This is a genomic window from Streptomyces sp. CNB091, from assembly GCF_000377965.1.
The window spans coordinates 303,582-325,118 of the sequence record NZ_KB898998.1; the positions used below are offsets into that span (position 1 = coordinate 303,582).

Here is a 21,537-nt window from a genome sequence, read left to right on the forward strand (position 1 = left end):
ATACCCTCTATTTGCTTTGAACAACCGAAGGCGGCACGCGTGAGCATGAGCAAGATAGGTGTCATCGGAGCCGGAACGATCGGCCGCGGGGTGGCGCAATCCCTAGCACAGTCGTCGTTCGAGGTGATCCTCGTCGACAATGTGGAGCGCCAGCTCGCCGATGCCAGGAGCCAGATGGAGAGGGACCTGCGCATGCGGGGCCTGTTCCGCGCGGAGAAGCTCGCGGGCGATACAGAGACCATCCTGGGTCGCATCGTTGCGAGCACCGAACTGACAGCTCTGGCCGACGTCGACTTCGTCGTTGAGAATGTCACCGAGAACTGGGACATCAAGCGTGATGTTTACGAGAAGATCGACAAGATCTGCCGTCCGGGCGTGGTGTTCGCGGTCAACACGTCCGCCGTTCCCATTACTCGCGTGGCGTCGGTCACCGAGCGGCCCGCTGAGGTGCTGGGACTGCACTTCATGAATCCCGTGCCGCTCATGGATACCGTCGAGGTCATCCGTGGGTACTTCACGTCGGACCAGACGCTCGACATCGCCCTGCGTCTCCTCAAGGGCGTAGGGAAGGAGGGAATCGTCGTCCAGGATGCACCAGGGTTCGTGACCAACCGAGTCCTGATGCTCACCATCAACGAAGCCGTCTTCTGCGTGCAGGACCAGGTCGCCACTGCCGAGGACGTCGACCGGATGTTCAAGGGGTGCTTCGGCCACAAGATGGGCCCCCTGGAGACGGGTGACCTGATCGGTCTGGACACCATCCTGAACTCGCTCACGGTCATGTACGAGAGCTTCAAGGACTCCAAGTACCGGCCTGCCCCGCTGCTGCAGAAGATGGTCGACGCCAGGCTGCTCGGGCGCAAGACGTCCCGCGGTTTCTACACCTACTGAAATTCTTCCCAGCTATCAGGAGAACGACATGACGCACAACGAAGTGAAGGCTCGTATTCGTGCATTCCTCGCCCCCCACCTGGGTGGACAGGAAGTCGCGGACGGAGACGACATCTTCGCCCTGGGATACGTCAATTCCCTCTTCGCTATGCAGCTCGTCCTCTTTATCGAAAAGGAGTTTTCTCTGCAGCTCGGTGCGGAGGACATGGAGTTCGACAACTTCCGTACCGTTTCGGGCCTCGTTGACCTCGTCAAAGCGAAGACCGCCACGGCGGTTTGACCGCGTGGCCCCCCGGGGTCCCCGGGGGGCCGTGCATGGGGTGCCTGCGAGCAGCTCTCGGAACGTCCCGCTTACCATCCGGCCAGGAGTGAACGACCATGACCCAATTCAGTGCCCGAATTGATCTGCACACTCCAGTGCCGGACCAGCTCGCGTCCGAGATCGAGCGGCGCATCTTCTTCGTTTCCAGCGACATCGACATGTTCGAGCTCGTTGTTGACGAGGGCAAGGTGCACGGTGTGGTGATCCGGTCGTCGGAGCCCCTCGAACCTGCTGTCCTGGCCGACAAGATCAATCGCGTGGTCGACAGCGACGTACGACCGCAGAGGCCGACCGCCTCCAAACGCGTGTGGCAGTCCTCCCGCCTGCACGAGGTGGGGGAGGGGACCTTCGACCTTCTTGTCCGTGCCGGAGCGGCCAGCGAGGCCGGTGAAGGCCAGGTGGCGGTCGGTGAGCCGTTCCTTTCCCTGCTGGAGTACTTCGACCGGACGGTCAGGAAACTCCTCCGCCAGGACTTCCAGGTGAACGAGTATCGCTACCCGACGCTCATCAGCACTCGGGCGCTGGAGACGGCCGGATACTTCAAGTCCTTCCCGCAGCACCTCATGTTCGTGACGCGCCTGCACAACGACATCGACGTGTATCAGGGGTTCCAGGAGAAGTACGCGGTAGCCGGGATCGACTCCGGCGTACTCGAGTTGTGCGAAAATGTGGACTACTGCCTGCCGCCCACGATGTGCTACCACACGTTCCACCAGTACAGCGGGCGGGAGCTGAGCGCGGAGCGGCTCCACGTGGTGACCGCCCGCGGCAAGTCGTTCCGGTACGAGTCCGACTACGCCACCACGCTCGAACGGCTCTGGGACTTCACCATCCGCGAGATCGTGTTCATGGGCGCGCGCGACGAGGTGCTCTCGGCACGCGAGACGTTCATGCGGAATGTGTTCGCGCTCGTCGAGGAGCTCGGGCTGTCCGGGTTCTGCGAGGTGGGCAACGATCCCTTCTTCTGCGGCACCGACACATCCGAGCGCATCTGGTCGCAGCGGTTGCTGGAGCTCAAGTACGAACTTCACCTCGCCGTCGGACCCGACCGGACCGTCGCAGTCGGATCCTTCAACTTCCACGACGACCTCTTCGGCCGGAACTTCGGCATCCAGCACGGCACGGACGGCCCCGTCAGGAGTGCCTGTGTGGGTTTCGGCCTGGAGCGTCTCGTGTATGCGTTCCTGTGCCAGTACGGGGTGGACGCCGAGGGCTGGCCCGCCGCGGTACGCGCCGGCGTCGAAGGGCTGAGCGAGATCTGACATGAGCGACAACTTGAGCACCGGCTTCCCCCTTTCCCGGGCACAGCTCGGGATCTGGTTCGCGGACCAGGACGAGACTCACGCGGGCCGTTACCAGATAGCGGAATACTTCGACATAGCCGGACCGGTCGATGCCACAGCCTTTCGTACCGCCTGGATCCGGGCCTGGGAGGAGACTGAGGCGCTGCGAGTGACGGTCACCGACACGCCGGGAGGCCCACGCCAGTCGGTACTGCTCGCGCCGTCGCCCGACATCCGCTTCCTGGACCTCACCATCGCGCAGGACCCCGAACCCGCAGCGCTCGGCTGGATGAGGGACGATCTGGCCCGGCCTCTCGACGTGACCCGGGAACCGGTCTTCACCGTGTGCCTGCTCAAGCTCTCCGCCCGGCGATTCCTTTGGTACCAGCGCGCCCACCACCTGGCCGTGGACGGATTCGGGGCGGCGCTCTTCGCCCAGCGCGTCGCCGACCTCTACACGCAGGAGATGGGCGGCCCGCGGGCGGCCCCGTCCTCCTTTGCCTCGTTGGCCGACCTGCTTGCGGTCGAGGAGACGTACCGGGCGTCGGCGGCCTTCGAGGCGGACCGGGCTTTCTGGCATCATCAGTTCGCTGACCGGCCCCGCCCCGTGTCGCTCTCCGACCGTTCCTGGCAGCCGGCCGCGCCTGTGCTGCGTCGCAACGCACGGATCCCCGCGGACCAGGCGGACCGGCTGCGCGCCGGTCTCGGCCGGTCCCTGGCCCCGACGATGGTGGCGGCCGTGGCCGCCCAGCTGCACCTGACGACGGGAGCCGAAGACGTCGTCGTCTCGCTCCCCGTCACGGCCCGGCGAGGAGACGTCGCACGGCGCACCCCCGGCATGCTGTCCAACTCCGTGCCCCTGCGTCTTACCGTGCACGGCGGCATGACCTTCGCCGCGCTGACCCGCCAGGCAGCCCTGGCGATCAAGAAAGCACTGCCGCACCAGCGTTACCGTGCCGAGGACCTGCACCGTGACCTAGGCTACGCCCGCGGCGAGCGCGGGGTCGTCGGCCCGATGGTGAACGTCATGACGTTCCCCTACACCTTTCTCGTCGGAGGCCACGCCGCCGTCGCCCACAACCTGTCCAATGGCCCGGTCGGCGACATCGCCGTCGCGGTCTGCGGGCGCCAGGACGGGGCGGGTCTGAGCGTGGACACGGACGCGAGTTCCGCCCGGTACGGGGCCGAGGAGCTTTCCCATCACGAGCAGGTGCTGCTCGGCCTACTCCGTGCCGCGGCCGACGGGCCGCAGACCGCCATAGGATCCGTCGTGGTGTCCCCGGCCCCGCGAGCGCTCAGGGCCGGTACCCCTGACACGGTCGGGCAGGAGGCACAGCCGACGACCCGGGCGGGTGCGCCGCGCTGCGCCGCACCGGACCAGGACGCGGATGGCGGGACCGAGTCCGCACAGGAGGCGCTCGTCCAACTGTTCCGGAGCGTCCTCAAGGTCGCGGAGGTGGCCTCGGACGACGCCTTCTTCGACCTCGGCGGCGACAGCATCACCGCGATCCAGCTTGTCTCCCGAGCCCGGGAGAACGGGTGGGTCATCACCCTCAAGCAAGTCTTCGCCCGAGAGACGCCGGGAGAGCTTGCGAGGGTCGCGGTCCCCGTGTCCCAGGAGGACGGGACGGCGGAACGGCGCGCCGTGCACGACAGCGCCACCGGCGTGGTCCCGGCGAGTCCGATCCTGCGATGGCTCGAGGAGCTCGGCGGCCCGGTGGACGCGTACCAGCAGTCCCTGCTGATCCGCACCCCAGCCGGGCTCACGCCGGACATCCTGCACACGCTGCTGACCTTCCTGGTAGACCATCATGATGTTCTGCGGGCGCGGCTGGTGGATGAGGGCGACGGGTGGCGCCTGCGTATCGGCCCGGTCGGCAGCGTCGCCGTGGCGGGCCTCGTCGAGCGTGTCGACGTGGAGGACCGCTCGGCCGAGGAGGCCGGCGTGCTCGCCGCTGCTCACGTCCGGCAGGCCGCCGAGCGGCTCGACCCCTGGGCCGGCATCCTGCTCCAGGCGCGCCTCTTCGACGGCGGACCCGACCGGCGGGGCATGTTGCTGCTCGTGGTTCACCACCTCGCCGTGGACGGCGCGTCCTGGTACACGCTCCTGCGTGACCTGGCCCTCGCCTGGGATGCCCACCAGGCCGGCCGCGACATGGAACTACCCCCGGTCAGAACCTCGTTCAAGCGGTGGAGCGAGCTCCTGCGGGATTCCGCCCACGACCCTGGCAGGCTGGCGGAACTGCCGTACTGGCGCTCCGTGCTTGCCGCGGATGGCCCGTCGTTCGGGGAACGTCCTCTGGATCCGGCGGCGGACACCGCCGGCAGCAGCACGCGGAGATACGTTGTCCTCGACTCCGCGCGCAGTGCTCCCCTGCTGGCCTCGGTGCCCGCCGTCGTGCACGGCACGATTCCCGATGTCCTGCTCACCGCCCTGACCCTGGCGCTCCACACGTGGCGCAGCGAACGCGGACTCCCCGCCTCCCACGACGTGCTGGTCGACCTGGAAGGGCACGGCAGGGCGGACGGCGGCTACGAGGCCGATCTGTCCCGCACGGTCGGCTGGTTCACCAGCATGCACCCCGTGCGGCTGAACCCCGCGGACGCCACCGACAGAATCCCCCGGGACACCACAGATGCACTTGCGCGGGTCAAGGAACAGCTGCGTGCTGCCCCGGGGGACGGGCTCGGATTCGGGTTGCTGCGTCACCTCAACGTGGACACCGGACGGGAGCTGCGCGATCTGGCAAGGCCGCAGATCCTCTTCAACTACGTGGGGCGTCTCCCGGGCCGTGAGGACGCCGACTGGACCCCGGTCTCCGCCGCCGACGTCCTGAGGGACGGGCGTGACCCTCGCACCCCGGTGGACCACGGGCTCACCGTTGACGTTCTGGTCCGGGACGGGAGCGACGGGCCTCAGCTGGAGGCCGGCTGGAGCGCGCCGGCCGGATGGCTTCGCGATGGAGACCTGGACCGGCTGTGCACGCTCTGGGGAAAAGCCCTGGACTCACTCGCCGCCGATGCCGCGGGCCGACAGGTCAGCAGGCACACCCCATCCGACCTCTTTCTCACCGGGCTTGGTCAGGACGAGGTCGATGATCTGGAAGCCGAACTGGAACGGTGGGCCTAGAACCGATGCGCACATCCCGACTGGAAGACGTCTACCCGCTTACCCCCCTGCAGTCCGGGCTGTACTTCCACGCCCAGCTGGCCGGGGCGGCGGCCGACCTGTACACCGCGCAGCTGACCCTTGATCTGTCGGGTCCGCTGGACGTGGAACTCCTCGCCCGTTCGTGTACGACCGTCGTGCAGCGCCACACCTCGCTGCGCGCCGGATTCAAGGCCCGCCGCGCGGGCGGCGACCCCTTGCAGTTCGTCGTGCGCGACGCCGCACCCGCCTGGTCCACGTCCGATCTGCGTGCGGTGGAACAGGCCCGAAGGGCCACCCACCGAGACCGACTGGTCGCCGCCGACCGGTGCGCCCCCTTCGACCTCGCCCGCCCTCCGCTTGTGCGCTTCAGGCTGATTCGGACCGGCGACGGGCAGTGGACCCTGGTGATGACCAATCACCACCTGGTGCTCGACGGCTGGTCGTTCCCGGTACTGGTCCAGGAGATCTTCCGCGTTTACGCCGGGGGCGGGGATGCCTCCACCCTCCCGGAACCCGCCTCGTATCGCTCGTACCTGGAGTGGTTGGCGGACCAGGACCACCCGCAAGCGGTCGCGGCCTGGGGAGAGTCCTTGGAGGGCTTCGATCAGCCGGCCATGGTGGCATCCAGCGCGCCGGTGGCGCCTCTGCGGCATCAGGAGCTGCCCCGCACCGTCGTATCTGTGCTGCCGGAGGCCGGGACCGAGGCCCTGGGCGATCTCGCACACAGTGGTCAGGTCACGTTGAACACCGTGGTGCAGGGAGCATGGGGTCTGCTGCTCGGGTGGCTGACGGGAAGCCAGGACGTGATCCTGGGGACCGTCGTGTCAGGCCGGCCGCCGGAACTCCCCGGTGTCGAGTCCATGGTCGGACTGCTCACCAACACCGTCCCGGTCCGGGTGAGGCTCGACGCCGACGAGTCCGTGCCCGCCTATCTCGGCCGGTTGCGCGACGAGCAGGCCCGACTGACGCCCCACCACCATCTGGGGCTTCAGGACCTGCACGAACTGACCGGACTGCCCGCCCTCTTCGACACCGTGACCGCCTTCGAGAACTATCCGGTCGATGCCACCGTGGGGGACGAGCTGGCCCCGGGGATCCGGCTCACCGGCGCGGACATCGCGGACGCCACCCACTACGCCCTCTCCCTCACCGTAGTCCCCGGCGCCACGCTGGAGATACGCCTCGGCTACCAGCCCCACCTCATGACGGCCGAGGAGGCGCAGTCTTGGTCCGACCGGCTGGCCGCGCTGCTGTCGATGATGGCCGCTGGACACGGGAGCAGTGTCCGGGATCTGGTTCCCCTGCTCCCGGGCGAGCGGGAGACCCTCCTGGAGCGCTGGCACGGACCGGTGCGCGACGTTCCGGCGGGAACCCTGTCCGACCGCTTCGAAGCGCAGGCCGAGCGCACCCCCGAAGCGCACGCGGTGGTGTACGGCGAGACCGCCGTCTCGTACCGTGAACTCAACAACAGGGCCAACCGGTTGGCGCGGCTTCTCGTCGGCCGCGGGGTGGGCTCCCGGGGGCGCGTCGCCCTGATGCTCCCCCGCTCGACCGACATGGTGGTCGCGCTGCTCGCGACCCTGAAGTCCGGCGCCGCATACGTACCGGTGGACCCGCACCTTCCGGCAGAGCGTGTGCGCTTCATGCTGGGCGATGCGGCACCCGATGTCGTGCTCACCACGGAGGAACTGCTGTCCGTCGTCGGAGCGGACGTTCCGTCCCTCACGGCGGTGGAGGGCGACGACGGCTTTCGTACGCTGACGGAGGGGCTGTCCGCCGACAACCTGAAGGATGGTGACCTCCTCGCCGCACCGACGGCTGCCGACCCGGCATGGGTCGTCTACACCTCGGGATCCACCGGTCGGCCCAAGGGCGTAGTCGGCAGCCACCGCTCCATCCTGAACAGGATTGCCTGGTACGCCGCTGAGTTTCCGTACGGTCCCGACGAGACGGTGATCGCCAAGACGACCCTCAGCTTCGTCGACGGCTCCGTCGAACTGCTGGGAGCTCTGCTGAACGGCGCCCGGATCGCGCTCGCCGACGGCGAGACCGCCCGGAGCGCGGTTGCACTCGCGGCGCTGATCGAGAGTGCGGGCCCGTGCCGCATCACGGTCGTTCCGAGTCTGCTGAGAGCCCTGCTGGAAGAGGCGGGTCGGCGTGACCTGACGACCTGCGGGCTCTGGGTATCCAGTGGTGAGGCCCTCGCCCCGGAGCTGGTACAACAGTTCGCCTCCCACCTACCGGCTTCGCGCCTGATCAATTTCTACGGCTCGTCCGAGGCCGGCGCGGACAGCCTCTACGCCGAGGTTGACGACCCCGAGGTCCTTCTCGGCCGCCCTGTGTGGAACACCAGGACCTACGTGCTCGACGCCTGGCAGCGCCCGGTTCCGGTGGGCGTGGTGGGCGAACTGCACCTCGCGGGCGACTGCCTCGCCGACGAGTACCTCAATCAGGGGGAACTGACGGCAGAACGCTTTCCGCCGTGCCCCTTCGGGAACGAAGACGACGGGCGGATGTACCGCACGGGCGACCTGGTCAGGCGTCGCCCCGACGGACAGCTCGAATTCCACGGGCGCGTCGACGGACAGATCAAGATCCGGGGCTTCCGGATCGAACCCGGTGAGATTGAGGCGGCCTTGGCGGCCCACCCGGACGTGGAAACGGCGGTGGTCGTCGACCGCCCCGGTCCCGAGGGTGGGCCGCGGCTCATCGCGTACGTCGTCCCCGCGCGCCCCGGTAGTGGACTCGACGGAGCGGAACTACGCGCACACCTACTCGGGCAGCTGCCTGACTACATGGTTCCTGCTCTGGTTCTCCCGCTCTCCGAGGTGCCGCTGACCGCCAGCGGCAAGATCGACCGCAAGGCTCTGCCCGCCCCCGACTTCCAGTCGGCCTCGTCCGGCCGCACCGCGCGGACACAACGGGAAGAACTCCTGTGCAAGCTGTTCGCCCAGGTGCTGGGGCTTGACCGGGTCACGATCGACGATTCCTTCTTCCACCTGGGTGGGCACTCACTGCTGGCCACCCGGCTCATCGGCCGGATCCGGCTGGAAACGGGTGTGGAAGTACCGCTGCGGGCACTCTTCGAGACTCCGACAGTCGCCCTCCTCGCCGAAAGACTGGCGGAGCAGCCCGCGGCCACGCGTCCTGCGCTGAAGCCGATGGACCGGCCGGAGGACGTGCCGCTGGCTCCGGTGCAGCGCCGTCTCTGGTTCCAGAACAGGCTGGACGGCTCGAACGGCAACTACAACATGCCGATGGCCCTCAGACTGACCGGACCTCTCCTCCGCGGGGCCCTGCACCAGGCGATCAATGATGTCGTCGCCCGGCACGAGAGCCTGCGCACCGCCTTCCCGGACTGGGACGGCGCTCCCCAGCAGGTGGTGCTGGAACCGGACGAGGCTCGTGTCGAGCTACCGCTCTTCGACACGGCCGAGGAGGACCTGCCGGGCCGACTCGCCTCCGAGGCCAGGTACCCGTTCGACCTCACCGAGGAAACACCGGTGCAGGCACGCTTGTTCAGGATCGCGGAAGAGGAGCACGTACTCCTGCTCGTGCTGCACCACATCGTCTGTGACGGTTGGTCGCTCACGCCGCTGGCCAGGGACATCGCCCGGGGCTACGCCGCATCGGCCGCGTGCACCCGGCCTATGTGGCCCGACCTCGCCGTGCAGTACCCGGACTACACCCTGTGGTGCCACGAGGTGCTGGGCGGAGCCGACCGCCCGGAGTCCGAGTTCAACCGGCAGACCAGATTCTGGGTGCGGGAACTGGCGGAACTGCCGGACCAGTTGGTGCTTCCCGGCGCGACCGAACGGCCGCAGACCCCCTCGTACCGGGCCGGGCACCTCCTCGCCCGGCTTCCCGCGTCCGTTCAGGAACCGCTGCAGGCGCTGGCGCACGACTGCAGTGCCAGCCTGTTCATGGTGTGCCAGAGCGCAGTGGCTGCCCTGCTCACCGAGCAGGGCGCGGGCACAGACATAGCGATCGGAACACCGATCGCCGGACGCACCGACGAGGCCCTCGACGACCTCGTGGGGTTCTTCGTCAACACGCTGGTTCTGAGGACCAGGACGGACGGAAGCCCTACCTTCCGGGAGCTGCTGTCGAGGGTCCGCGCCACCGACCTCGCGGCGTACGCCAACCAGGACGTGCCGTTCGACCACATCGTTCAGGCGGTCAACCCGGCCCGCTCGGTCGGCAGGCATCCGCTCTTCCAGGTCATGCTCGCTTTCCAGAACAACGGTGTGCCGGACCTATCGCTGCCCGGCCTCGTCGTGCGACCCGAACCGCTGGGCGAACAGCCGGCACGGTTCGACTTGCGGTTCGAGCTAGCGGAGCGCCGAGCCGCGGACGGCACGCCGGACGGGATCGAGGTCCGTCTCGCCTACGCTCTCGACACCTTCACCGCCGAAGCGGCGCAGGACCTGCTCAGCCGTTACACCATCCTGCTGGAACGGGTGGCTCGGGACCCCGATACCGTCGTAGGTGCGACGGCAGGTGGCTGACGGCCCCGGAAGAATTGAGGTGACGGCCCGCCGACGCGTTCGGCGGGCCGTCACCTTTTCGATCTCGGGCGACGGGCTTCTCCGCGCCGGGTGGCGGGTACGGACCGGATTCCGACGGGCGAGAACCAGACAGCACGGATAGGCCTGGTGCCTGCCGGCCCCGGAGCCGGGACCCGGTCCGTGGCCGGACTGTCTGCGAGCCCGACGGGCACCGGGCCCGGTTCACCGGCCGACGCTTCTGGACCCTTTCCGGCCGTCACCGCCCGGGAACGGGCTCTCCGCCGTCTGCGGCCTGCGTCTCCCTTACCGGCAGGTTGTAGACCCTTCGGATGCTGGTGCCGAGTTGGCTGACGTCCGCTCCGTACACGTGAAGGGAGATGGTCCTTCCGACGGCTGTGCTGCGCACGTGGTGGATGTCGCCCGGGGGAGCGAGGGCCGTCACCGCGCCGACTCCGGTGGTGGTGGTGTCCACGGCGAGGAGGTGCCGCTTGTCCGGATCGCCAGTGAGGCGATAGACAGTCTCCTGCTCGGCACCCTCATGGATCCCGATGACGCACCAGGAGACGTGATCATGTATCGGAGTGCGCTGACCCGCCAGCCAGACGAGCGCGACGACGGAGAAGGAACCGTCCGCCGCGACGTACAGGATGTGCTGCTTGTATCCATCCCGGTCGGCTTCCTGCTGGGCGGGTGTCAGGAGGTCGTCGAGGCCGATGTGTGGGGCGAGCGCCGCGGCCACCCGCTGACTGATCTCCTCGGCCGACCCTTTCAGCCGGGTGCGCACAGCGCCGCGGACATCCGTAATGAGCCGGATCAGGCGAGGGTTGCGGGGCTGGGTGGCCACGTACTCCGGTTCCGTGCTCACAGTGGCCCCTGCATTGCGTTCACCGGCATTGCTGCCTCCTTTCGCTTCACTGCTGACGGCGGCTACGCGAGCGGACCATACGGTTCTGCTGCTGACGGCGTCGTGAACCCGCGCGGTTCCTCACTTCCTCCAGCGAGGTTCTGGCGCTCTCGACAGGATCGACGCCACCCTCGTCGACCAGCGCCGCCAAGCGGGCGATCGTCAGGGCCTCGTAGAGCTGAGCCACCGTCAGCGCGGTGTCGAGGGACTTGTTGATGGTCGAGATGAGCTGAATGGCGACAAGGGAGCTCCCGCCCAGGTCGAAGAAGCTGTCGTCGATTCCGATCTGCTCGATGCCCAACAGCTCCTGCCACATGGTGCAGAGTTGGCGCTGGACCGTGCCGTGCGGTGCCACGTAGGCGCTGGACACCTCGGGGCGCGGGTGCACGGTCTGGGGTGCGCCCAGGCCGCTCAGCCGTCCATCGGCGTTCTGCCCCTGGCCGCGCAGGGTGAATGCCTGCTCGATCAGGTGACGCGCGTCCACGGGCGTCACGATCAGCTGGGGCTCGCGCGAGGCGGACAGACCGCGCTCCAGCGCCTCGATCGCGTCGGCGGGAGCCATTCCGCGCTCGGCGACGTCCTTGCCTCGCGCGTGCGCCAGGCCGTTGCCCAGATCAGTGGTGACGGCCATGCCAACCTCCTGCCAGGGTCCCCAGTCCACCGTGACCACGCGAGGTGAGGACTCTGCGGTCGACGCACGGGAATGGGCGTAGGCGTCGAGGAAGCAGTTGGCCGCCACGTAGTCCACGAGCCCGAAGTCGCCCACGTTGGCGGCGTTGGAACCGAAGAGTGCGATGAAGTCCGGCTCTAGCGGAGTCAGTGCCCGTTCGAGATTGAGCGTTCCCGCGACCTTCGGACCCATGACCGCGGCGGCCTCCTCCAAGGTCTTGAGCTGTGCGAGCCCACCGCCGGCGACTCCCGCGGCATGGAACACGCCGTCGATCCGCCCCCACGCGTCCGTCACCCGGGTCACCGCCGCTTCGGTCTGCGCGGGATCGCAGACGTCGGCCGCGATTATCAGCACCTCGGATCCCCGCTGCTTGATCTCACGCAGTTTCCGAGCCGTCCCCGTCGCACCGGGGCCCCCGGGCCGGGTGGCGAGCAGCTCTCCGTCGCCCTCCACCGGGACGGCGGTGCGGGCCATGAGGGCGAGCTTGCGGCCCGGCCGGGACAGATGAGCCGCCAGCACGAGCCCAAGGCCTCCGGTACCACCTGTGATCAGGTAGACGCCGTCGTCGCGCAAGGCCGAAGCCCCGTCTTCCGAGGGAGGCAGCGGAGCCGGAGCATAGGTCTGGGCCCAGCGGTGCGGCCCCCGGTGTGCCACCGCGGCATGTGCCGGCGGCACGGCGAACTCGGCGACCAGCCGTGCGGCGTGCGCATCGACGGGCGAACCGTCCAGGACGATATCGATGCTGCGGAAGGCCAAGCCGGGGTGTTCCCGCGGTATGACCCGGCACGGCCCGAGCACAGTGGCCTTGAGCGGCATGAGCGGTTCGGATCCGACCACGTCATGGATCCCGTTGCTCACCACCCACACGGCGCGGTCGGCTTGGTCGAAGAGCCCGTTGAAGGCTTGGGAGAGCAACAACAGACTGTTGAAACCGAGCTGTAGCGACGTGGCGTCGTCCTGCGGCGTCTCCTGTGGCGCGGGAGCGTCAGTGACCGTCCAGCAGTGGGCGATTCGCGAGGGTACGGGTCCGTCCTCGGCAAGGGCCTGCAGGAGACGGCCGTAGTGGGACGAACTCTGCGGGTCGATCGTGAAGTGGCCGCCGGCCCACCGATTCCACGTCGGGCTCGCCGAGACCGTCATGACCGCGGCACCGGCTGCCCGCAGACGAGCCGCCACCGCCGCACCGAGACCGAGGGCATCGGTGAACACCAGCCAGCGCTCGCCCTCGCGGTCAGGCCGTGCGGGTGGCAGCGCGGTGCGCTCCCAGGACGGGACCTGGAACCAGTTCGAGACATCGGGCCGTCTCACGGGTGGTCGCTCCGTGGTCGAGGGGGCGCGCCTCTCCAGCCAGTACCGCTGCCGCTGGAACGGGTAGGTGGGCAGGCCGACGCGGCGGCGCCGCTCGTGTCCGTAGAATCCGGTCCAGTCCGGTTCGCAGCCGTGCAACCACAGTTGGCCGAGCGCACGCTGTGCGGCCTCCAGAGGATGCCGCCCGTCCCGCCGGTGGGGCAGTGTCGCGGTGACCAGCCGTGCGGTGCCACCGGGGAGGATGCGCCGGACCAGGCTGCTGAGCGTGGGCCCAGGACCAACCTCGAGATATACCAGATTCGGTTCGCCGGCCAGGGTGTTCACCCCGGCGACGAAATCGACCGGACTCAGGATCTGCCGGCCCCAGTACTCCGGGTCCTGTGCCTGTTCGGCGGTGATCCAGGTACCGGTCACATTCGACACGAAGCGCACCCGGGGCGCCTGACGGGGGACTGCCGCGACGGCCGCCACGAACTCCTCGACCATCGGTGCCATGAGGGCCGAGTGAAAAGCGTGCGACGTCGCCACCGGGTGAGTGGGGATTCCACGGACCGCGAGCTGCCCGGCGAACGCCGTCACCTTGGGCTCCGGGCCTGCCACCACACAGTCCTTCGGGCCGTTGTGGGCGGCCAGCGAAAGGCCCTCCGGGAGCAGGGCCAGGATGGACTCGCGGTCCGCCACCACGCTCAGCATGGAGCCCTGTACCTGGCGCTGCATCAGCGCTCCGCGGAGCACGACCAGACGCAAGGCGTCCGGCAGAGTGAACACACCTGCCAGGCAGGCCGCGACGAGTTCGCCGAGGCTGTGCCCGAGCAGTGCCACGGGCTCGATGCCCCACGACTCCCACATGCGGGCCAGGGCGTACTCCAGAACGAACAATGCGGGCTGCGCGGCCTCCGTCTGGTTCAGCGCGGTCGCCGATTGCGCTGAATCCCGGTCACCGAGAAGGTGGGCCCGTATGGTCACACCGGTCCGACCCTCTGCCAAAGCCTGCGTACAGGCGTCGACGGCCTGGCGGAACATCGGTTCCTCGGCGTACAGCTCGGCCGCCATACCCGGGTACTGGCCACCCTGGCCGCTGAGCAGGAAGGCCACGTCCGGCCGGGCACCCTCGTAGTGGCCACCGACGACGCGTGCCGGGTCGGCGGCGACCAGGGCCTCCGCGACGGTCGGACCGTCTGGGCCCGTGACGATGCGGCGTACCGGAAACGCGTGGCGCCCCACTGCTGCGGTGTAGGCGGCGTCGGGCAGGGGCGGCGCCTCGCCCGCGCGCAAGGCCCCCGCCATGCGTTCACTGAGCTCCTCCAACGCCTCCCTACTGCGGGCGGAGAGGACGAGCAGCTGCGAGGAGCGAGCCGAGGCCCCGGTGGCGAGTGCGGCCGGCGCTTCCTCCAGCACGATATGAGCATTGCTTCCCCCGAAGCCGAAGGCACTCACCCCGGCCAGCCGGGGCCGCTCCGAGCGAGGCCACGGGGCACGCTCGCGCTGCACGACGAACGGGCCGCCCGCGAAGTCGATTGCAGGGTTGGGGGAGTCGAAGTGCAGGGTCGGCGGCAGCGTCTCGTGCCACAGGGATAGCACCGTCTTCAGCAACCCGGCGATGCCCGCTGCCGCGTCCAGGTGGCCGATGTTCGACTTGAGGGAGCCCAGGGCCACGGTGCCGGGCAGCACCCCGTCGTACGCCTGAGTCAGGGCGCGGATCTCGATCGGGTCGCCCAAGGTCGTACCCGTGCCGTGTGCCTCGACGTAGCCGATGGCCGAAGGCGGGGTGCCTGCGTCACGCAGAGCATCACGGATCACCTCCGCCTGCCCGGTCACCGTCGGCGCGGTGAAACCGACCTTGACCGCGCCGTCGTTGTTGACGGCGGATCCCTTGATGACCGCGTAGACGGTGTCGCCCGCCGTCAGCGCGTCGCTGAGGCGTTTGAGTGTGATCACCCCCGCCCCGCTGCCGAACAGCGTTCCGGCGGCTCGTGCGTCGAACGGCCTGCAGTGGCCGTCGGGAGAGAGGAAGGAGCCCTCCTGGTGCAGGTAGCCCTGGTTCTGTTCGGCATTGATGAAAACTCCGCCGGACAGGGCCACGTCACATTCCCTATCGCGCAGTGAGCGGCAAGCGAGGTGGACGGCGACGAGCGAGGTCGAACACGCGGTGCGCAGCGACACACTCGGGCCGCGCAGATCGAGCTTGTACGAGACACGGGACGCCAGGAAGCTCAATTCGTTTCCCAGGAGGACCTGGGTTCCGCCGGTGGCGTCGACGATCTCGGGGTTGGAGTAGATATTGGCCAGGTAATTGTTGGTGCCGGCACCCCCGAAGACACCGACGCGCCCACCCGCTTGGTCGGGGACGTAGCCGGAGTGCTCCAGGGCCTCCCAAGCGGTCTCCAGGAATACGCGGTGCTGCGGGTCCATCGTCTCAGCCTCGCGCGCGGTGTACCCGAAGAATCCGGCGTCGAACCCGGTGACGTCCTCGAGACAGGCGCCCGCCGGCACGAAGTTCGGCTGGTTGATGGCCTCGCGCGACGCACCAGCCGCGATCAGCTGCTCCTCGGTGAAGAACGAGACGGATTCCACCCCGCTGCGGACGTTCGCCCAGAACTCGTCCAGATTGCGGGCGCCGGGAAAGCGCCCAGCCATTCCGACAATCGCGATGTCGCGGCCCGCATGCTGCCCGAACTCGTGGTCTGCCACTGTTTCTCCGTATCAGAACAAGAAGGGGTGTCCCGTCGTCACCGAGCCCGCCCCGGCGGCGGCCGAGAGGCGAGGGGCCCATGCGCGGGAGGGGTCAGGCGGGTCCGATCATTCGGCTGCGTCCGGTCAGGTTGACGAGTACTGTCTGGTCCGGCCGGATCCGGCCGGCCGCTGCTTCGTTGCGCACTGCCGCGATAGTGGCTGCCGAGGCATAGCACACGTCGATCTTTTCGAGCTCCGCGAGCATGTGCCGTGCCTCGACGAGCTCCTTGCGGGGGGCGGAGACGATCGAACCACCGGACTCAGTGGCGATGGCATGCAGGTATGGGTAGTAGGGCGAGCCGTCACCGAGGAGGATCGCGGTGGCCAGTCCCGTCGGCTTCTCGATCCGGTCGTCCGCGGTGAGTTCCGTATGTCCTGCGCTCCAGCCGTTGGCCGCCGGCGCGCAAGACTCCTCCTGCACCATGAGAAATTGCGGCATCCGGTTGAGCCCGGCGAGGGCCAGGTACTCCCGCATGCCCTTGTGCGCGGCAAGCATGCCCATACCGCTGCTGATCGCCTGCACCACGATGTCAGGAGTGCCGTCCATCGCGTCGAGGGCCTCCAGGTAGGCCAGCTTGAGACCTTCCCGTCGGGCCCAGTTGAAGAAGCCGGCGTCCAAGTGGAGCCCGTGCGCGGTGGCGAACCGGCGGGCCGCAGCGGAGGCCTCTACGTAGTTTCCGGGGACCACGGTCAGCGAGGTTCGCTCGTCCTCCTCCACGGAATGGTTGGGGACGAAGTCCTCGCCGCAGAAGAAGTGTCCGCGCATCGCGGGATCCATCCGCACCGCCCGGGCGAGGGCAGTCGAGCTGTTTCCCGTGCTCGACGCGACGAACTCCTTGACGCCGAACTGGCGCAGCACGGCGAGTACGAGCGAGGCGAGACGGTCCTTGGTGGTACGAGTCGGCTGCTGGGATTCGTCCTTGACCCACAAGCCGGGGACTCCGATGGCGGCTCCGAGCCGGGGCGCCGGCCGGCAGGGTGTTCTCTTGGTCACACCGCTGTCCAGGAAGTCCCTCGACATCAGCGGCAGGAGGTCGAAGTAGACCTGTTCCGGATCCACGTGGTCGTACCGGTTCAGTCGTGTCAGCGAGTACCGGGGTTCCAGCGCACCCGAGCAGTCCGGACATCGGTATATCAGAGCAGGCGCGAACGTACTCTCGCAGCGCAGACAGACCAGTACGAACTTCTCAGCTTCGTCTTCGTCATTGTGTGTCATGGCAACCGTAGACAACGCAAGGTCCTTTCAGCCCGTTGGGAGCAGCGGGCGACAAGAGCGGTACGGATGCGAGAACGCCCCCCGGACAGGCTTGGGAGGCGTTCTCGTGGGATGTAGGTCAGCCTTCGCCGTTCCATGACCGCCATAGGGACGCGTACGGCCCGTTCGCGGCCGCCAGTTCCTCGTGGGTGCCTAGCTCGACGATGCGGCCCGCCTCCATGACCGCGACGCGGTCGGCATCGTGGGCCGTCTGTAGCCGGTGCGCGATGGCAATGACCGTGCGGTCGGAGCGGACGGCGGCCATGGCTCTCTCGGCCTGACGTGCGGTCGTGGGATCCAGCAGCGCCGTTGCCTCGTCGAGGATCAGCGTGTGCGGATCTGCGAGCTGGACCCTGGCGAGCGTGAGCTGCTGGGCCTGTGCGGCCTCCAGTTCGAAGCCGCCGGCGCCCAGCAGGGTGTCGAGCCCATCGGGGAGATCCCGTACCCAGTCGGCTTCCATCATGGCGAGCGCCGCGAGGATGGCTTCGTCCTGGGCGTCCGGAGCCGCCATCGTCATGTTGTCCCGGAGGGTTCCGATGAACACGTGGTGATCCTGTGTGATCAGCACGATGCGGTTACCCAGCTTGCCCGCCGCGGCCAGGTCGGCGACCTTCACACCGCCGACCAGGATGTCACCAGCGTCCGGCAGGTCCACACCGGACATCAGCTTGCCGAGAGTGGACTTGCCGGCTCCCGAAGGGCCGACCACCGCCAGTCGCTCGCCCGGCTGTACCACGAGACCGACATCGGTCAGCACGTCCTGCGTGCCGGTGTAGGAGTACCGGACTCCGCTGACCGTGATGCGATCGTCTTCGGGCTGCTGGACTGCGGACCGTTGTGGCTCCGCCACCAGGCCGACGCCCTTGACCCGGGCGAATGACGCTCCACTGCGCTGAAGCTGCTCGACCCAGGTAAGCGCTCGGTCGAGGGGGTCGACCAACTGCCACATGTACAGGCTGCCCGTCACCACCGTGCCCAGGCTCAATGCCCCGTTCAGGTAGCTGAGCCCGCCCACCAGCAAGATCAGCGCCATGGGCAGCGAGTGCGCGAACTCGGTGCTGGGGAACAGCACGGTTCGCAGGCGCAGGGTTCGTACACCCGCGCCGTACGTCGTGTCGATGGTTCTGTCGATCGCGCGGTTCTGCCGATGGCGCAGACCGAAGGCCTCGATGGTCCGGGCACCGTGGGCGGTGGCGTTCAGGGCTTCGGCCACGCCGCCCGCGGCGGCACCCTCTGCGAGGTATGCGTCTCGTGCCCGGGCGAGGTACCAACGGCTGACGAACCACACGATGGGCAGGCCGGCTAGCGAACACAGTCCCACGAGGGGGTCGAGGAGGAAGACCGCGACGAAGATGAACAGCACCTGCACGGCCGCGATGAAGACATCGGGCGCCGCGTTGCGCAGCGTGGCAGCCACAACGCCGACGTCCAACGACGAGCGTGTCACCAGGTCGCCGGTGCTGACCTGTTCCACGACGCGCCCCGGCAGTGCGAGAGCACTGTCGATGACCTCCTCGCGGAGCCGGGCGAGAGCGCGCTCGCCGAAGCGGTGCGAGAAGTAGCGGGCGTAGCGCGTCAGTACCAACTGCGCCAGCGCGAAGGCAAGGACCGCGGCGGCTATCGCGTCGACCTGAGAGGCCGTCATGTTGCCGGCCTCGATGCGGGTAATGATGCGGCCCAGCAGCCAGGGGCCGGCCAGTCCTGCGAGAGAGGCGAGGCAGGTGAGGACCAGGACGCCCACCACGGAACGCCTGTCGTCCTTCAGCAGTTGCCAGCTGGCCCGTCGCACCGCTGCGGCGTCGGCGACCGGGAGGCTCCTGGCCTCGTTGGAATGACTCATCGGGTGTCTCCTTCCCGGGAGTGCGCCGGGCCGGCCGCCTGTGCGCTGTCGCTGTTGCCACGGAACACGAGCGCCGCGTAATTAGGCTGGGTGGCGAGCAGTTCGCCGTGACTGCCGGTGGCCGTCACCTTGCCGTCCACGAGGTAGACCACTTCGTCCGCGTGGCCGAGCAGAAGCGGAGACGTGCTGACGACGAGGGTGGTGCGGCCCTGACGGAACTCTCCGACCCGGGACGCGACCGTGGCCTCGGTGTGAGCGTCCAAGGCTGATGTGGGCTCGACGAGGACCAGTACTTCGGGGTCGGCGAGCAACGCACGCACCAGCCGGAGTCGCTGTCGCTGCCCTCCGGAGACGTTGCGGCCCTGACTGTCCAGACGGGAGTCCAGACCGTCGGGCATCAACGCGACGACGTCCCGTGCCACCGCGGCGTGCAGCGCATGTTCGATCTCCTCGGGGGAGCGGTCGTCGCGAGCGGAAAGAACGGATCTCAGCGGGCCGCTGAAGAGGTAGGAGTCGTTGTCGGACACCAGCAGTTGGCGTCGCAGAGAGGTGAGCTCCATGTCGGACAGCCTGGTGCCACCCCAGGTGGCGTCGGAGTCCTTGTACCCCCCGATGCGGTCGACCACATCGCGCATCTCATCGGGCCGCGCGCTGACGAGGGCGGTCAGCAGCCCCGGCCGCAGCATCAGGCCGGAATCAGGGTCGTGAAGCAGGGCGGGGCCACTGGGCGCCGTCACTCGTGCGCGCTGCGGCTCGAGGTCCGGCGTGAGTGCGAGGATGTCGACCACGCGCCGCGCGGACACAAGGCCCCGGGGGAGGTCGTCTGCTCCCTCGATGAAGAAGGACACCGGGACCAGGAGCGCCGCCACGTAACCGTACACCGCCACCAGCTCACCAACCGTGATGGAACCGTCGGCCGCCATGCGTGCACCGATCCATGTCACGAGTGCCAGGAAGAGGAGTGGCAGGCAGGCGCCGAGCGCCTGGACCCAGCTGGTGAGCGAGGCCACCCGGTACCCCAGGGGGACCAGGGCCTGTGAGCGCTCGCGGTAGCGCCGGGCGAAGAGCGACTTGCCGCCGATGCCGTTCAGCACGCTCAGTCCGGTGACCATGTCGCTGGCCAGGGCGGTGAGCGTCCCCTGCTGTTCCCGGTAATTGCCTTCGGCTCCGTGCAGCCTTTCCAGGACTGGGCCGACTGTGACCGCGAGGAGCGGGACACCGAGCAGGACCATGCCCGCCAAGATGGCTGAGATGTTGAACAGCAGTACGGCGGTGGCGATGTAGGCGACGGCTGCGCCGACTCCGGGGCCCGTAATGGTCAGGGTCTGTGCGATTCGGCTGATGTCCCCGGCCTGGAGCTGGGTCAGCTCACCCGCCGACACCTGGCGCGGCAGGGTGGAGCCGAGTTTGGTGACGTGCCGGGCGGTGACCTGAACTGTCCGGTAGGCCGCGTCCACCCGTATGAAGGTCATGGTGCGATGGCGCAGGATCCCGAGACACGCGATGGTGGCCCCGGCGGCGAGAACCGCCCCGACCCAGCCGACCAGCGCGCCGGTGTCCCGCGCGCGCAGCCCTTCGTCGATCGTCCTGGACATGAGGTAAGGCGGCAGCATCAGGGCACACATCCAGGTGCTGCCCCACAAGGAGCCGAGAAGGACCCGTTTGCGCTGCCTCACTACCAGCCACCACAGGAAACGCAGCGGGCTCCGGTGGTCTGGCTCCCCGGGATCGCTGTAGGGGACTCGGCGCGCCAATGGGGATGGGTCTGGTCCGTCGGTCATCTCGGTCGTCCTTGTTTCGGTTCAAATCGGCGGATACCACTGTGTCGGCACTCGTTGCGGGATCGAATCTGTCTGGGCGGCGGTCCTTCCCTACGCCGGAGAGAACGGAGACTGGCAGCGACTGCTGAGAAATGGCAGGGGAATATGAGGACGTCCCCGGTCGCCTCATCCCGGGTGAAGACGATGAGGCCGACGGAGTCTCAATTACGTCTTCAAGCCGCCCGCGCTACGGGCAGTTCGGGGTGAAGACCCGGCTGTCGCGCAGGAGCGCCCGCAACACGCCGGCCCCTTGCCGTGCCAGGGCGACGACGACTTGAACGTGCTGGGAACCCTCGCCACGCTTCTTGAGGTGGAAGTTCGGGTTCGGGCCTCGTGGATGATGTTGGTCTGGGCGGATATGCAGCACACTTGCCGCAGGCGGCGGCTGCAATGCTGAGCCGGTGCAGCGCCCGGAGTCGCGTGGGACAGGCTATCCGCTTACTGGTTTTACCAGGTGTGCGCCGACATAGGCCCTAGGGCGGCCGTCGAGGCCAGGTGGCCGGCGCTCTGACCCCGACGTCCCACCGGTCTCATCGACCATCGAGGCCCAGTGACGCCCCTCGCCCGCGTCGATGCTCGGGCCTCACGCTCGCTCACGCACTCGCCCTCCTTGCCCCGCAGAGCGTGCGGTGGGCCTGAGGAACACCCCGCTGTCATCTTCGTGAAAATCAAGCAGCAGCCAAGGCGCCCCAGAGAACCGGACGGCGGCTCCTTCGGAGCTACTGATCGCAGAGACCCATATGCCAAACCCGGCTCTCCCCGGCCGCCTAACGACTCACGGAGACCAGGAGAGGCGCGGGTAATGCCCGGTGGAAGGAGGCCGCCCCGACAGCGCGGATCAACAGAGCCCTG

10 protein-coding genes and 1 pseudogene are annotated in these 21,537 nt (G+C 68.3%); 5 read left to right on the plus strand and 6 right to left on the minus strand.

Features of this window, described 5'->3' with window-relative positions; translation table 11 throughout:
* Positions 1-45 precede the first annotated feature (45 nt).
* The 5 genes from D581_RS0118040 to D581_RS0118060 all read left to right on the plus strand — a co-directional run bounded on the left by D581_RS0118040 (position 46) and on the right by D581_RS0118060 (position 10,155).
* Positions 46-891, plus strand: coding sequence for a 3-hydroxyacyl-CoA dehydrogenase NAD-binding domain-containing protein (locus D581_RS0118040; protein WP_078625873.1), 846 nt, complete (start codon positions 46-48; stop codon positions 889-891).
* Between the two features lie 28 nt (positions 892-919).
* Entirely contained in the window at positions 920-1,171 is a 252-nt protein-coding gene (locus tag D581_RS0118045) for an acyl carrier protein (RefSeq protein WP_018958616.1), read from the plus strand.
* A gap of 98 nt (positions 1,172-1,269) precedes the next feature.
* Positions 1,270-2,475: a class-II aminoacyl-tRNA synthetase family protein gene (locus tag D581_RS0118050; protein ID WP_158688614.1), complete on the plus strand. Its 1,206-nt coding sequence runs from the start codon at positions 1,270-1,272 to the stop codon at positions 2,473-2,475.
* A gap of 1 nt (position 2,476) precedes the next feature.
* Complete coding sequence (locus tag D581_RS1000000139010) at positions 2,477-5,626, plus strand: condensation domain-containing protein (RefSeq protein WP_018958618.1); 3,150 nt, start codon at positions 2,477-2,479, stop codon at positions 5,624-5,626.
* 5 nt (positions 5,627-5,631) lie between these two features.
* Complete coding sequence (locus D581_RS0118060; RefSeq protein WP_018958619.1) at positions 5,632-10,155, plus strand: non-ribosomal peptide synthetase; 4,524 nt, start codon at positions 5,632-5,634, stop codon at positions 10,153-10,155.
* A 256-nt stretch (positions 10,156-10,411) separates the two neighbouring features.
* Here the strand turns inward: D581_RS0118060 and D581_RS0118065 are convergent, their stop codons facing one another.
* The 6 genes and pseudogenes from D581_RS0118065 to D581_RS0118085 form a co-directional block, all read right to left on the minus strand.
* Positions 10,412-11,020 carry a hypothetical protein gene (locus D581_RS0118065; protein WP_051114597.1) on the minus strand — a complete coding sequence of 203 codons (609 nt, stop codon included), beginning with the start codon at positions 11,018-11,020 and terminating at the stop codon, positions 10,412-10,414.
* Positions 11,021-11,066: 46 nt separating this feature from the next.
* The gene (locus tag D581_RS0118070; protein WP_486585848.1) at positions 11,067-14,132 is read right to left on the minus strand and encodes an SDR family NAD(P)-dependent oxidoreductase; all 3,066 of its coding nucleotides are present in this window, start codon (positions 14,130-14,132) and stop codon (positions 11,067-11,069) included.
* Positions 14,133-14,249: 117 nt separating this feature from the next.
* Positions 14,250-15,728 (minus strand): annotated as a pseudogene (locus D581_RS1000000142150) (type I polyketide synthase); the annotation flags it as partial.
* Between the two features lie 94 nt (positions 15,729-15,822).
* Entirely contained in the window at positions 15,823-16,986 is a 1,164-nt protein-coding gene (locus D581_RS01000000137415; protein WP_018958622.1) for a pyridoxal-phosphate dependent enzyme, read from the minus strand.
* A 118-nt stretch (positions 16,987-17,104) separates the two neighbouring features.
* The gene (locus D581_RS0118080; protein WP_018958623.1) at positions 17,105-18,865 is read right to left on the minus strand and encodes an ABC transporter ATP-binding protein; all 1,761 of its coding nucleotides are present in this window, start codon (positions 18,863-18,865) and stop codon (positions 17,105-17,107) included.
* Positions 18,862-20,478, minus strand: a complete 1,617-nt coding sequence (locus D581_RS0118085) for an ABC transporter transmembrane domain-containing protein (protein WP_018958624.1) — start codon at positions 20,476-20,478, stop codon at positions 18,862-18,864. The genes D581_RS0118080 and D581_RS0118085 overlap by 4 nt, the downstream gene beginning before the upstream one ends.
* Positions 20,479-21,537: the final 1,059 nt, after the last annotated feature.

What these genes read in the sequence shown, in the direction of transcription:
- D581_RS0118040 (WP_078625873.1), top strand. Translation starts at nt 46, where the DNA reads ATGAGCAAGATAGGTGTCATCGGAGCCGGAACGATCGGCCGCGGGGTG.
- D581_RS0118045 (WP_018958616.1), top strand. Translation starts at nt 920, where the DNA reads ATGACGCACAACGAAGTGAAGGCTCGTATTCGTGCATTCCTCGCCCCC.
- D581_RS0118050 (WP_158688614.1), top strand. Translation starts at nt 1,270, where the DNA reads ATGACCCAATTCAGTGCCCGAATTGATCTGCACACTCCAGTGCCGGAC.
- D581_RS1000000139010 (WP_018958618.1), top strand. Translation starts at nt 2,477, where the DNA reads ATGAGCGACAACTTGAGCACCGGCTTCCCCCTTTCCCGGGCACAGCTC.
- D581_RS0118060 (WP_018958619.1), top strand. Translation starts at nt 5,632, where the DNA reads ATGCGCACATCCCGACTGGAAGACGTCTACCCGCTTACCCCCCTGCAG.
- D581_RS01000000137415 (WP_018958622.1), bottom strand. Translation starts at nt 16,986, where the DNA reads ATGACACACAATGACGAAGACGAAGCTGAGAAGTTCGTACTGGTCTGT.
- D581_RS0118080 (WP_018958623.1), bottom strand. Translation starts at nt 18,865, where the DNA reads ATGAGTCATTCCAACGAGGCCAGGAGCCTCCCGGTCGCCGACGCCGCA.
- D581_RS0118085 (WP_018958624.1), bottom strand. Translation starts at nt 20,478, where the DNA reads ATGCTGCCGCCTTACCTCATGTCCAGGACGATCGACGAAGGGCTGCGC.